Consider the following 13875-nt stretch of genomic DNA (forward strand, 5'->3'; position numbering starts at 1 on the left):
ATGAGGTTCATCGGGCGCTGTAAAAAAGTGTCAACTTATATCAGGACTAGACACTGACATTTGAGATCCCCCCTCTTTTAATTTTTCTCTGCTCACGATCCTTGCCCGATAGGTGACTTGGCTGTCACGAATAAAACAAACGACTGTTTGAATTTGTTCGGAATTGGTTTAGGCTGATCTATCCTGCAAAACAGTCCTGGCCATTATTCATCCGGGAAAACAATAAAAATGAAAGGAGATTCCTATGGCATTCCGATTCCCATGTCGGGGAAAGACCAAAACCAACGTGTTGAGCGGATTTTTCGCTGCGTTATCTAAAAGTGCATTACTGGCACTGATGCTGGGTTTGTCCTGGCAAAGCCATGCCTCGGTCACACCCGATGCGCCATTACCGACAGTAAAGGTGCAGGATGGTGGTGAGCTGGTGCTTAAGGCTGGTGATATTGAATACCGTCCGTGGCAGAGTCAGCAGCTGACCGGCAAGGTTTATGTGATTCAGCATATTGCGGGCCGTTCTTCTGCAAAAGAGTTGAACGCTCCGTTGATCGACCGGATTAAAGCTGCCGAGCTGCCAAAAGACCGCTATCAGACCGTAACGGTCGTTAATACGGATGATGCGATCTGGGGGACCGGTGGCATTGTTAAAGGTAAGCTGGAAAACAGTAAAGAGGAGTTTCCCTGGTCAATGATGGTACTGGACGAGGAAGGGGTTGCCCGATCTGTCTGGAATCTGCAGGAGGAAAGCTCCGCTATTATCGTTGTGGATGGTGAGAACCGTGTTCGCTGGATGAAGGATGGCGCACTGAATGATCAGGAGCAGCAGGAGGTTATGACATTGATTCAGGGGTTGTTGCAGTAAGTCAGGCAAAAACTCTGAGAGGTTAAATAACCCGTTGAACCTGCTTTTTTCTCGCCCGGGGTTCAACGGGTTTCTTGTTTCAGGTATTCCGATAAAGATATCGGTTCTGCCGATAGCAAAATGCTCCCGAAGGAGCATCTGTTCGAATGGCGTGCGGGTTAGCGATTGCCCCAGGGAGAAGGTGCCCCTGATTTGGCAGAAAAACTGCGTTTAGGCTTGCTCTCAGAGCGCCTTGTCTGTGGTTTTGCGGTGGTTTTTTCAGACGCCTGATTTCCGGTGCCTTGTTTATCAGAACCACCTCGCGGGCTGTTCTGATTGCCTCCTGCTGCTTGTCCGCTGTGACGACGGTTCTTTCCGGTTGGCTTGTGGCCTCTGGCGTTTTCACCGGAACGTTGCCCGTCTTTGTGCTCTGACTGAGGGCGTGCGCGACGTGGCTTCTGATGTTTGGGAGCCTGAGGTTCCGGAGACGATCCCAGTTCATTGACAGGCTCGTAGCCTGATACGGTTTTGCGCTCAAGGTTTTGCCGTATTACTCGTTCGATATCTTTCAGTTGCTTAAACTCATCGGCGCTGACCAGCGATACCGCTTGTCCTGAAGCTCCTGCGCGCCCGGTACGGCCAATACGGTGTACATAATCTTCCGGAACGTTAGGCAGTTCAAAGTTAACCACCTGAGGCAGCTGGTCGATATCCAGACCGCGTGCCGCGATATCGGTTGCTACCAGTGTACTGATTTCACCGCTTTTAAACGCTGCCAGTGCTTTGGTGCGGGCACCCTGACTCTTATTACCGTGAATTGCGGCAGCGGTAATGCCATTTTTCTCCAGAACCTTGGTCAGCTTGTTAGCACCGTGTTTGGTACGGGTAAAAACTAGCACCTGATTCCAGCTTTCGCTTTTGATCAGGTGGGAGAGCAGAGCTGATTTGCGGTTCTTATCAACCGGGCTGATCCACTGGGTCACCGTGGTTGCTGTCGAGTTCGCTGGAGTTACTGAAACTTCTACTGGCTGGTGGACAATGCCTTTGGCCAGCGTCCGAATCTCGCTGGAAAAAGTGGCAGAGAACATCAGGTTCTGACGTTTTGGCGGCAGAATCGCCAGAATTTTACGAATATCGTGAATAAAGCCCATGTCGAGCATGCGGTCGGCTTCATCCAGAACCAGCACCTCAAGATGGTTAAAACGCACCGCGCCCTGTTGGTACAGATCCAGCAGTCGGCCCGGTGTTGCCACCAGAATATCGCAACCCTGACGTAGTCGGCTGATTTGCGGATTGATCTTCACCCCGCCAAAGACGACGGTGCTGCGAATTGGCAGATGCGTGCTGTACTGTTCAACGCTTTCAGCAACCTGAGCCGCCAGCTCACGGGTTGGTGTCAGGATTAACGCACGCACCTGATTGCCTTTGGTGGCTTGGCCCCGGCTCAGAACCTCCAGCAAAGGGAGTGTGAAACCAGCAGTTTTTCCGGTTCCTGTCTGCGCGGCTGCCATGACATCTTTGCCGGCAATCACGGGAGGAATCGCCTGGGCTTGAATCGGGGACGGTGTTTCGTAACCCTGCTCGCTGACAGCGGCAAGGATAGGGGCCGATAAGCCCAGAGAGGCAAAGCTCATAGAAGATGTTCTCTTAATGTATAAATGCAGGCTGCAAAGAGGACCGCGTTAAGCGGTGGTGCAGCTTACAGCATCAGTCTGGTCAGGGCTATGGGTTAATGTGTTTTTCTCTTCGTGAAGACTGCCAAGCAGGGATTTTTATCTGTGAGTCGATAAAAAAACACCCCGACAGAATGCCTGCCGGGGGAGGAGAGGGCTTAGGGTTAAGCCCGGGAGGAAGCGGTAGCATGGGGTGTTTACCGCAATATCTTTCTTTTTGGTGGGGGAGTTCCTTTTAATGATAAATGTCTGCAGCGTTACTCGGTTTTGGGGCCGACCCAAACCTGCTGAGTATTTACAAACTCCTTAATGCCGTGAGGGCCAAGTTCCCGACCAAAGCCGGAGCGCTTTATACCACCGCTTGGCAGTCTGGGGTCTGTTTTAACGATACCGTTAACCACGACCTGACCGGCCATGATCTCTCGGGCCATGGCTTCTCCCCGCTCTGTATCGGTCCAGACTGATGCTGCCAGACCGTATTCGGTGTCGTTGGCAATTTTAAGCGCTTCATCAGCGTCAGCGGCCTTCATGACCACTGCGATAGGACCGAAGGTTTCTTCCTGGCAGGCGAGCATCTCATTGGTCACACCGGTGAGCAGGGTAACCGGATAGAAGAAGCCGTCATGGTCCGGCACCTTGCCACCGAGCAGGCATTGAGCACCGGCATCCAACGTTTGTCGTACCTGACGATCCAGATTGTCTCTCAGGTCTTCACGGGCGATGGGGCCTATGTCGGTGGTTTCCTCTTTGGGATCACCCATCTGAAGTTTCTCCAGACGCAGCTTTAACTTATCCACAAAGCTGTCATGCACACTCTCTTCCACAATAATGCGTTTGGCTGCGATGCAGGACTGGCCGGCATTGATAATGCGGGACAGCGCAATGGCATCGGCGGCGGCTTCAAGATCAGCATCCGCCAGCACAATGGCAGGGTCGGAGCCTCCGAGTTCCAGCACAGAGGGTTTAATCTCCGATGCTGCAATTGAAGCAACGATGCCACCCGCCTTTCCGGAACCGGTGAAGGAAACCGCCTGAACCAGAGGGTGGCGAATTGCGGCTTCCACATCCGGGGTTTGCAGTGGCAGATTCTGCATGATGTTTTCCGGTACACCGGCCTGCATAAAGAGGCCGGCAATCGCTTCGGCACAGCCGGGAACATGAGGATCATGTTTCATCAGGCAGGTATTGCCTGCCATTAGCGCCGGGGCACAAAAACGAAACGCCAGCCAGAAAGGGGCATTCCACGGCAGCACGCCCAGAACCGGCCCTAACGGCAGATGCTGTACATAGCTGTGTGTTGCATCAGAAGACAGGGTCTGGTCACTTAAGTACTCTTCGGCATGCTCAGCGTAGTGCTCAGCACACCAAGCTGCTTTAAGGACTTCTGCACGGGCTTCTTTAATAGGCTTGCCCATCTCTTCGGTCATGGGAACCGCCAGCATTTCGACGCTTTCACGCATGATGCGCGCAACTCGGGTCAGTACGTCGGCTCTTTCTTTAAAGCTGCGTTTACGCCAGAGCTGCCAGGCATCAAAAGATGCCTGAATCTTGCTGTCCATCTCTTCCGGAAGAAGGGAGGGCTTCTGGTAAAGGGTCTGACCTGTTGTTGGATTAGTAACGGTGAACATATCAGGCTCCTTGTGATTTTTTGGCGTTAGCGTTTTTTCCACCGCTTTTTTTCGGTTTCTCCTGCTTGGCGCTTTTCAGGGCCTGTACCGTTTGCTGAGCATTTTCTGTTGTGAACGTGCTGATGACATCCTTGATTTCGGTTTCAGGCTTGATGACAAAATCTTCTTCCATACCGTCAAAGAAAGATGCGCAGCCCTTGTCGGTGATATAGATGGTGTCGGAGATACCGCAGGTTTTATCGCCATCAACACCCCACATCCAGGGGATGATATGGAAGGTCATACCAGGTTCCAGAATGGTACTGTCACCCTGTTTCAGGCTGATGATATAACCTTCATCCCAGCTTGGCGGGAAGGCGATACCGATGGAGTAACCGGAACGGGTAATCAGGCGGGCACCCACATCATTATCGGTAATGATGGTGCGTACCAGATTATCGGCATCGGATACGGTCATTCCCGGTCTCAGTTCCGCCCGTACATGTTTGAGGGCATTTTTCATGGTCTCCTGAGCTTTATACATGGAATCGGACAGGTCTCCGCAAACCACTGTCCGCATCATGGCGGTGTGATAGCGGCGGTAGCAACCGCCGACTTCCAGAAACACATGTTCTCCGGCCTGCACTTTGCGTCCTTCCCAGGTGGCGTGACCAATCATGGAGCGGGGGCCTGAGGTGACGTAAGGCATGACTGCCGGAGGTTCGCCACCAGCCCGGAACATCGCCTCACTAATTGCGGCACCGATCTCATTTTCGGTAACGCCGGGGTGAACGGCATCAAAGCCAGCACGCATGCCTGCCACTGTCGCTTTTGCAGCGATGCGCATAATCTCAAGTTCTGCCTCAGATTTGCAGGCACGACCCTCTTCGACGATGCCGAAGCAGTCCATCAGGCGGCCTTCAGTAAAGGCGGTATGCAGATAGTCCTGATGATAAGCAGGAAAGAAGTAACTGTTACGCTCATACCCCAGCACTTTGTCAGACAAGCCAAACTCCCGCAGAGACTCGATCAGCATCTGGATCGCATCCCCGGTATCCGGGTAGGGGCGGGTTTTCTCTACCCAGGTACGGGCATGGATGTTGGACTCTTCCATCTTGCGGGTGATCATGAAGGGCTCATCATCCAGAGGAACCACCAGTGCCTGAAAGTATGAATATCCTGTGGTCTGATAGTCCGTCAGGTACATCAGATTTTCCGGATCGGTGATAATCACGGCATCCAGTAACCGTTTTGCCATACGCTGGCGCAACTCGCTCAGCCGGCGTTCGTATTCGGCAAAAGGAAACGTCATGTCATCTCTTTGCTTCATGCGCGGCCCTCCATCACAGTGGCAACAGCACGTTCCAGAATTTGCAGGCCTTCCTCAAGATCGTCATCCGGAATGGTGAGTGGCGGAATCAGCTTGATTACCTGCCCACCAACACCGCATGGACCGACTAAAAGACCGGACTCGAAGCAGGTTTTGGCGATCGCTTTTGCGGCATCGCCATCTTTGGTATCCAGCGCCTGAATCATACCTTTGCCCCGGGAGGTAACGTTGGGGTAGCGGGCTGCAATATCTGACAGACGCGCAGCAATCATCTGGCCACGCTCTTTGGTCAGATCCATCAGCGCGTTATCTTCGAAATAACGCAGTGCCTCGCGACCCGCGACAAAGGAGAAGCCCTGTCCCCGGAAAGTGCCGGTATGTTCACCGGGTTGCCAGTGGGCATCATGCTCTGGTTTCACCAGATTCATCGCCAGAGGGGTACCAAAACCGCCGATGCCTTTGGCAAGGCAGATAATATCGGGATCGAGTCCTGTTTTATCAAAACTGAAGTAACTGCCCGTGCGGCCACAACCGACCTGAATTTCATCGATAATCAGCAGGGCACCCAGGTCTTTGGCCAGCTGTTGCAGTTCCATAAGCCAGGCTTCACTGGCGATGTTGACGCCCCCTTCGGCCTGAATGGTTTCCACGATAAAGGCAGCTGGAGGTTCGAAACCGCTGGAACTGTTTTCGAAACCTTCCCGCAGGGTTTTCAGGCAACCGGAACCACAGCCAAGATTGGTTTCAAAGGGAGCGTGGCTGACGTTGGTTAGCGGTACACCGGCGGCCTTACGGAAGTATTGGTTTGCTGTGCAGGCAAGAGCGCCTAATGTCATGCCGTGAAAGCCTTGGCTGAAGGCAACAACATGATGACGTCCGGTAACCCGACGGGCCAGTTTCAGAGCGGCTTCTACGGAGTTGGTACCGGTTGGCCCCATAAACTGCATTTTGTAGTTCATCTGACGGGGTTTGAGGATGGTTTCGGCAAAAGCGCTGATGAAGTCCCGTTTTACCGTGGTGCTCATATCCAGACTGTGGGCAACACCGTCTGCCTGTATGAAATCGATCAGAGCCTGTTTCATGCGCGGATTGTTGTGACCGAAATTGAGTACACCGGCACCGGCAAAGAAGTCGATGTAGCTTTTCCCCTGCTCATCAACCTGTCGGGCATTTGATGCGGATGCAAACACCGTTGGGTAAGCCCGGGAGTAGCCCCGGATCTCGGATTCCCATTGCTCAAAAATTTCCATAACCCCTCCAAAACTGCCTTAATGGGACAATAGTTGTTCCCTTTTAAGTCAGTGTGTCGGTACCACCGTTGCGGTGGCACGGTATTTAAATGCAGCCAGTTATGAACAAACAAAGCCGGGCAGATTGTGACCGGGTCAAACTTTGTTACCACTGACCAAAATGATGACAGACCGTGCCGGATACAGAGATCCGGCTGAAAAAAAGCCGCCGGTTGCAAAGTCCCTTCAGCCAGAATTGGCAATAAAATGAAAGGGCGCAATCGGCGGTTTTTTAATGGTCTGCCTTCACCGTAGGTGATATAGCGCTATCCTGCAAGCCGGTATAAAAAACTCATCTATTGATGGTGTTCAGGCTAAAAGGTGCGCATTTTTATGCTTTTTACTGGCTTTTAGCCTCTTTTGTGAGCATTTGACTCCGCAATCGGCAGGGCTTGATTCCAGGTCAGACTTTTAAAACATGAGTTGGCGGTAATGGGGCTCCGGTCAGCCGGGCGAACAGAGCAACAACCTGTGGCAGTAAACGGTCATTGAACTGATAGTGTGGGCTGTGGCATGGGGCGGTAAACTCATTGTTTTCGGCCATGCCGATTAGGGCAAAAGCACCGGGAATCTTCTGCAGGTAATAACTGAAATCTTCTGATGCCATGATGGGGACCGGTGTGCTGCTTTGCCAGTTATCTCCCAGCTGTTCTTTCAGCGCCTGCCGGAAAGCGGTTGCAGCTTGCGTGTCGTTTACGGTCGCTTCATAGCGGGAACGGATTTCGACATCTACCTCAACACCGTAGGTGCGGGCGGTATCCTGACAGATCTGTTCAATCAGGCTGTTGATGGGTTGGCGCTGGTCCGGTGATGAGAGGCGAATACTGCCTTCGATCAGGGCTTGTTCCGGGATAACGGTCGCGGCACTTTCCGCCTGAAACGAGCAGACGCTGACCACGGCGGCATCCTGTGGGGCAATGCGACGACTGATAATTTGTTGCAGGTTAAGCACCATCGCAGAGCCTGCCAGCAGAGGATCGCGGCAGAGTTCCGGCTGACTGGCATGGCCGCCTTTGCCCTTTACCCGGATATGGAAGGTACCGTTGCCCGCCATCACGGTGCCATCGGGACAGACCGCCTGACCGTAGGGGATTGCAGGCCAGTTATGCCAACCGTAGATACGGTCAATGCCTTTGAGGGCTCCGGCATCAATCAGGGCTTTTGCACCGTGACCACCTTCCTCTGCAGGCTGAAAGATCAATGTGACCGGGCCGGGGAGCTGATCTTCGTGAGCTTTCAGCCAGGCTGCGGTCGCCCAAAGGGCTGCGGTGTGGCCGTCATGGCCGCAGGCGTGCATACAGCCGGAGGTTTCTGACGCAAAGCTGACGTCGGCTTCTTCCTGAATCGGCAGGGCGTCGATATCTCCTCTAAGGGCGATATGCGTGCCGGGAGCATCTGCTGCCAGCGTTGCCAGCGTGCCGACTTTTTCATATGCCCGCCAGGGAATCTGCAGTTGATCAAGATGCTGTCGAATGGTTTGGCTGGTTTGGACTTCCTGCCAGGTCAGTTCCGGCTGACGGTGCAGTTGCTGACGAAGCCGGGTGGCCTGTTGAGCGATTTCGGACCAGTGGTCTTCAGCTGTTTTTTTGTTATCTGTTTGATCTTTATGGGTTTCTATCGAATTGTTCACAGGATCCTCCTAATCGTTGGCGTCATTACCTCATTCTGTTATTGCTCCCTTTACCCTAGTCATGGGGCGCAAAACTGCAAGCCCTGTGCCCAATGTTGTATTTCGTAAGAATATTAATCTTCATCTTTGAACGGTTTCTTATGGAGTATTTCTCTCATTGCTTGAGTAACGATTTGTTACACTTTGTATTGCAAGATAACAATAATGTGGGGACGTACTTATGAATCAGATAAAATTTCCGACAGTTCTGAAGCAGAGCAATCTTACTCAGTAACCCAAAGCTTTACTGGCACAGAAGCCTATCTTGCGATCCACTTTGAATCCTTTGGTAACTGTTTAGAAGAATCTGAGGGTGGTAATGGCAACTTCTGCCCTAAGAAAGATGAGAGTGAATAAGGCGGTCTGACTAAACCTGCCTAAGCCCCACCAAAAAAGCCCCGTCAGGGGCTTTTTTGCGTTTGGGTGATGCGATAAATATGAGAATCAGCGGATATATTTGTTGGCCAGTTTTTCAGCCAGTTCCTGCTGAACTTTCGTTTGTTCTGTCCAGATTTTCTCGGCCAGCCAGGGCTTTTTGGCATAGAACTGCCGGCTCAGCATCAGGTAATAATCTTCTTCATACAGACTGTATTCTGCCCGGCTGATCAGATCGCTCAGTTCCGGGTGCATGCGGGCAAGCGTTTCGACATGCTCTGCAACCAGAACGGCTGCCGGTACTTCACGCTGCAGCATCGCCTGTAAGGCTTCGGTGGTTGTTGCAAAGCTCACCACCGGATAATTGTTCTCTTCCAGTAGTGGAATCACCGGGCTGTCGGTTTTTACTGCCACACTTTGACCTTTCAGGCCATAGATACGGTCGCCGTCTGTGGTGACCCGGCGATTGTCCTTGATGCGATAGAGGGCGTATTCTTCACCGTAAAGCTTTTGGCGCGGATCAACTTTCGCTTTTGTGAAGGGGTACTTCCCGGTAAAAAGCCAGTGTTCACGGTAGGGAACATTAAAAAAACCATCCAACTTGCCGGTTTTGACCTGTTCCAGGCAGTCGTTAAATTCGCAGCGGACCAGCTGAAAGCGGACTTCTTTGACCCGCTTACCCACTTCCTGCATCACTTCCACGCTATAACCAGGGTTGTTAGCAGGAATTTCTTTACCGGAGTCCAGATAGTAAGGTGCATCGGCTTCGGTTGGATAACCCACCAGAAAACGTATCGGGGCAGCATCAGCCAGAGAAACAGGCAGTAAGGTCATCAGGCCGAGGCTAAGTAATGAGGCGGTTTTTTTAACCGCTTTGAAACGTGGAAAAGACATGAATGATGCACCTCCGGCTTATCAGTCGGGCTTTGTTACCTGTGTCGTTCTAAAGGAAAACAGGTGAGAAAGCCGTTTGCCAGCACCTCTTGTGATGGCTCAGGTATTAAGTGTCATGGTTCAGTTGTTGAGTGTCATGATGACCGTAAAACAGATTATCATAAGCGCTGTCAGAATAACCTTCTGCTTTCGCTTCAATGTGCCGCAGAGTTGTTGTTTAGCCTTGTTGATTGGATTGTTCTTATATTATGAGCCATAAGCCGGAATATTTTATGCACAGAGCCTTAGAGTTGGCTCAGCAGGCGGCGGATGAGGGTGAGGTGCCTGTTGGTGCTGTGGTGGTCTATAAAGGTGAGATTGTTGGCCGTGGTTGGAATCAGCCGGTTGCCGGATGCGATCCTACTGCTCATGCTGAAATTATGGCATTACGGGATGCCGCCAAGCAGTTGGACAACTATCGCCTGAATGAGTGTGATCTGTACGTCACGCTTGAACCCTGCACCATGTGTGCTGGTGCGATTATCCACAGCCGTATCCGTCATGTGTATTACGGTGCGGCAGAGCCACGAACCGGTGTTAATGAGAGCATTTGCAATTTGTTTGCTCAACCCTGGTATAACCACAGAGTCGAGGTGACAGGTGGTCTCTTATCGGGGAAAAGTAAACAGATCATGAAGGCTTTTTTTGCTACGCGCAGAAAGGATGGCTGATGAAACCATCCTTTACTGTTCTTTCTGATATTCCCTTAAACCGGGCTTTCAGAATCAGAGCGTTTCACCGCTAAAATTCAGGTGATAGCTAATGCCTGCCTGCAGCTCGCTGTCCTGCTCGTCCTGCCACAGATCACTTGTTTGACTGACATGCAGTGACCAAAACTGATCGTTTTCCGGTTGCCAGTTAATGGCCATTGTCACTCTTTCCGGAGTCTTTTCGGTAGGGAGACCAAATTCTGAGATGAGTTCCTGGTGACCGTCAGTACTCAGATCTGTTGTCAGGCGATCATAGCGTCCCAGAATTTGCCATTGAGGGGAAATCCTGAACGCTGCAATTGAATAAAAGCCTGAGCTTCTATCGTTGATATTCAGTAGCTGGCTGGTGGTGGTCGCTTCTGTATCCCGGGAGATCTGAAAGAATTCTCCACTTAGCTGCAAGTATTTGTTCTGCCATCGTCCTGACAATATCCACAGATCGAACTCCCCGGAGAGGTCGTAGCTCAGATCGGAATCCCCATGACTGTGACTGCTGTCGCTGGTTTGGTAGTTTTGCTGGCCGAATAGATAGGCGAGCCGGGTATCCAGATGTCCCCAGCTGCTCAGGTCTATGCTCTGATCCAGGTAGAGCGTTTGAGTCTGGCTGAAATCATCCGTTTTTTCACCGGAGATGCTATTGGTGCCGGAAAAAGCCTCGATACCGATCAGGGTGCCTGAACCTGCGCTTAGACTGGCTCTCAGGCCGTTATCACGTAACTCACCACCAAGGGCGTAGTGGTAGATTAAGGGCGCGTCAGGCATTAAGACGTTGCTGTATCCCTGTTCATTGTAGTAACCGAGGGACGAGTAAAACTGTCCTGCACGAAGCTGCAGGGCGCTCAGCGGGTTACCCTGAATAAAGCCCTGGTCGAGCTCTAAGCCGGTTTCACCATCGTGACTGTGATTGCTGATAGCCGCGTGAGCCATCCAGCGCCCGTTGAGCTGGGTGCTGACTGATAAACGGATCTCTGCAGGGTTAACACCGGATTCAAGGGATTCGGCCGTGTACATAAGAGGCGTTGTTAGCTGGTACTTTTCGCCGCTAACGTCCGATAGCAGATGTTGTTCAACCGACAGATCGAGAAGTAACCCGGTATCCGGAACCTTCAGTTGGTTTCCGTGGGCTGCCACATTCTCCGAAAAAAGCATCAGAAGTACCGTCACCGACGTCAGGGTCCTGGCGTACAAACCGGTGGATTTACTCATATGGATTTGCAAAACGTTCATCCTTATTAAAACTGTCGTCCGTCAGAGATTTAAGGAAGTTAATCAGGTCTGTTTTTTCCTGATTTGAAAGTTCGAAGCCGCCAACAAAACCACTTTTGTTCGGATTGAGGCGACCATCGCCAGTAGCCTGCCCATTAACGGTTGTTGGTGCTCGCCCTCCGGCTGCGTAGTGCTCGATGACTGCTTCCAGCGTAGCGATGGAGCCGTCATGCATGTATGGCGCAGTGACTTCGATATTGCGCAGCGAGACGGGGCGGAATTTTCCTTTGTCTGATGCTTTACCGGTCAGCTCAAACAATCCTTGGTTTTCAGCAGGGTAGCTACCGTTTCCGTCCAGGTTGTACAGGCCGTTATTGAAGAATGGCGCTTCAAAAAATACGGTTTTGCTATGCCGGGTCGATTGGGAGAAGTTAAAGCCTCCGTGACAATGGAAGCACTCTGTTCGCTCACTGAAAAACAGATCCATTCCTCGTTTTTGCGAGTCGGTCAGTGCCGTGCTATCCCCTGCTTCGTAACGGTCATAAGGCGTGTTAAATGAGACCATTGAGCGGATAAAAGACGCCAGAGCCTGTGATATTTGCTGGTAATTCAGGTCACTCTTGTCCGGGTAGGCAGCGCTGATTAGCTTTTGGTACTCGGGGTCCTGCGTTAGGCGTAAAAGGATTTCGGCCTTGTTGCTGTCATTCACTCCGAGCTCGACCGGGAATTCACCAAATAAAGGGACGGCATGCTGAGTCTCAAGGTCGGTTAATGAGTGATTACCCCAGGTGAAGGTCGAGTTATACGCAACATTTAATAAGCCCTGAGAGTTTCTCGCGAGCTGTTCACCCGTTGAGCCTGTGGGCAGGGCAATGCCATCAGCAAAACCGAGTTCAGGAAAATGGCAGCCGGCGCAGGATTGTGTCTGGTTGCCTGATAGGCGGGTATCAAAAAAAAGGTGCCGGCCCAGTTCAACCTTTTCCTGAGTGATCGGGTTGTTCTCGGGTACAAAGGGCTTGGGGATATGGCTTGGAATTCTGAAGTCATAATCCGAGTCACTACCCGTCTGAAACTCATCATGCTGCCAGGATGAATCACCGCAGGCGCTTAACAGAAGCGGGGCGGTCATGGCAAAAAACAATCTGAAAAACAGACCAGAAGAAGCCAGCATTGCTGGCCTCTCTGAGCTTTGCTTTAAAGCGGTTCGCATCATAGGCTTCCCTTGGCAAACAGCTTTTGTTCACCGGAAGCGCTCAGCCCCAGATTTTTGAAGATCTCGGTGCAATCTGGATCGGTTGCGCCTGACATGCAACCGAAAGGATACGGAGTACTGGTCGACAGATCTGTTGTAGCCATCAGTTTGCCGTAATCAACAATCACCTTGTTGGCTTCTGCATTGAAGTTATTCAGGGTAATGGTTGGGCGGTTTTCATTGGTGCAGGTGACGGTTTCGCCCTGGGTTGGGTCGCCAGAACAGTCGGTGCTGCCTAAGTGCAGGAACCAGGCTGTTGTACTCTGAGTGCCACCGGTATTATCGGTATAGTCGTAAGGGGTTGTTAGAGACAAATCAATGCGAGCGTGTTTATAGCCACTTTGCCAGCGCCAGAAAAGGCCCGAGATATTCAGAGGTGATGGTGCAGCGGTTGAGTCCTGATGATTGGTTTGGCCGGGTACGCCAACGCTGAATTCCAGACCGGTATAGTTACCTTCAGCAACCTTACCTTTGATCTGCATATTGGTGGCTGGAGTACCGGATGTGCAGGTACCGTCACCGGTTTCAAAATCAAGAAGAGCCACTTCATCGGTTTGCCAGGCGCCGTCGTTCGTTAAGCTGACAGCGTGTTTTTTGCCACTGGCATCGATAAGGTTAACGTCATGTATATAGAGGCGAAAGTCTTGGAAACTAGCCTGGGAGCCCTTTGTTCCAAGTCCTGAATAGGTGTCATTACAGCTAAAGCTTTGTTCATTAACCTGAGCTTCAAATTGGATGGCCACATCTCGGGTATTGCTTTGTTCTTTATTATTACCGTCATCGTCGCCCAAACAACCTGTTAACGTTGTTATGCTGGCAAAAGCGCCAAGTATCATCATTTTTTTCATTGTGAGCTGCTCCTCCTTGTTTGAAGGGGCAATCATAGTTGGGGCGATTTGCAGGGAAAATCTGACATAGTGTCGCGCGGCAATGCGCCTCAGCGGCAGAGTGTCGCAGGGATAGGAGAGGGAATGAATAGGATTATGTTGATTA

Annotated in this window: 12 protein-coding genes; 3 read left to right on the forward strand and 9 right to left on the reverse strand. The window is 51.5% G+C overall.

Features of this window, described 5'->3' with window-relative positions; genetic code table 11:
* Positions 1–244 precede the first annotated feature (244 nt).
* Complete coding sequence (locus AC4GL5_RS10065) at positions 245–859, forward strand: YtfJ family protein (RefSeq protein ID WP_490382650.1); 615 nt, start codon at positions 245–247, stop codon at positions 857–859.
* Positions 860–1017: 158 nt separating this feature from the next.
* On the opposite strand, the gene AC4GL5_RS10070 is transcribed toward AC4GL5_RS10065, so the two are convergent.
* From AC4GL5_RS10070 to doeB2, 5 genes are all read right to left on the reverse strand, one after another.
* The gene (locus AC4GL5_RS10070; protein WP_490382651.1) at positions 1018–2472 is read right to left on the reverse strand and encodes a DEAD/DEAH box helicase; all 1455 of its coding nucleotides are present in this window, start codon (positions 2470–2472) and stop codon (positions 1018–1020) included.
* A gap of 296 nt (positions 2473–2768) precedes the next feature.
* Positions 2769–4139, reverse strand: a complete 1371-nt coding sequence (locus tag AC4GL5_RS10075; RefSeq protein ID WP_490382652.1) for an NAD-dependent succinate-semialdehyde dehydrogenase — start codon at positions 4137–4139, stop codon at positions 2769–2771.
* A gap of 1 nt (position 4140) precedes the next feature.
* Complete coding sequence (gene doeA, locus AC4GL5_RS10080; RefSeq protein WP_490382653.1) at positions 4141–5448, reverse strand: ectoine hydrolase; 1308 nt, start codon at positions 5446–5448, stop codon at positions 4141–4143.
* The gene (locus AC4GL5_RS10085; RefSeq protein WP_490382654.1) at positions 5445–6698 is read right to left on the reverse strand and encodes an aspartate aminotransferase family protein; all 1254 of its coding nucleotides are present in this window, start codon (positions 6696–6698) and stop codon (positions 5445–5447) included. Before AC4GL5_RS10085 ends, doeA begins: the two co-directional genes overlap by 4 nt.
* A gap of 442 nt (positions 6699–7140) precedes the next feature.
* Positions 7141–8367 carry a N(2)-acetyl-L-2,4-diaminobutanoate deacetylase DoeB2 gene (gene doeB2 / locus AC4GL5_RS10090; RefSeq protein WP_490382655.1) on the reverse strand — a complete coding sequence of 409 codons (1227 nt, stop codon included), beginning with the start codon at positions 8365–8367 and terminating at the stop codon, positions 7141–7143.
* Between the two features lie 204 nt (positions 8368–8571).
* Between doeB2 and AC4GL5_RS10095 the strand changes: the two genes are divergently transcribed.
* Complete coding sequence (locus tag AC4GL5_RS10095; protein ID WP_490382656.1) at positions 8572–8763, forward strand: hypothetical protein; 192 nt, start codon at positions 8572–8574, stop codon at positions 8761–8763.
* A gap of 87 nt (positions 8764–8850) precedes the next feature.
* On the opposite strand, the gene AC4GL5_RS10100 is transcribed toward AC4GL5_RS10095, so the two are convergent.
* Entirely contained in the window at positions 8851–9675 is an 825-nt protein-coding gene (locus AC4GL5_RS10100) for a substrate-binding periplasmic protein (protein WP_490382657.1), read from the reverse strand.
* A 248-nt stretch (positions 9676–9923) separates the two neighbouring features.
* Here AC4GL5_RS10100 and tadA point away from each other — a divergent pair, with 248 nt between their 5' ends.
* Complete coding sequence (gene tadA, locus AC4GL5_RS10105) at positions 9924–10385, forward strand: tRNA adenosine(34) deaminase TadA (RefSeq protein ID WP_490382658.1); 462 nt, start codon at positions 9924–9926, stop codon at positions 10383–10385.
* A 54-nt stretch (positions 10386–10439) separates the two neighbouring features.
* Here the strand turns inward: tadA and AC4GL5_RS10110 are convergent, their stop codons facing one another.
* Genes AC4GL5_RS10110 through AC4GL5_RS10120 form a run of 3 tightly spaced genes read right to left on the reverse strand, consistent with a single transcriptional unit; the run spans position 10440 to position 13730 of the window.
* Positions 10440–11642 (reverse strand): hypothetical protein, encoded by a 1203-nt coding sequence (locus tag AC4GL5_RS10110; RefSeq protein WP_490382659.1) that lies wholly within the window; start codon positions 11640–11642, stop codon positions 10440–10442.
* Positions 11623–12801: an MbnH family di-heme enzyme gene (locus AC4GL5_RS10115; protein WP_490382660.1), complete on the reverse strand. Its 1179-nt coding sequence runs from the start codon at positions 12799–12801 to the stop codon at positions 11623–11625. Before AC4GL5_RS10115 ends, AC4GL5_RS10110 begins: the two co-directional genes overlap by 20 nt.
* A 38-nt stretch (positions 12802–12839) precedes the next feature.
* Positions 12840–13730, reverse strand: coding sequence for an MbnP family copper-binding protein (locus AC4GL5_RS10120; protein ID WP_490382661.1), 891 nt, complete (start codon positions 13728–13730; stop codon positions 12840–12842).
* Positions 13731–13875 lie beyond the last annotated feature (145 nt).

Source organism: Oceanospirillum sp. (genome assembly GCF_982874595.1).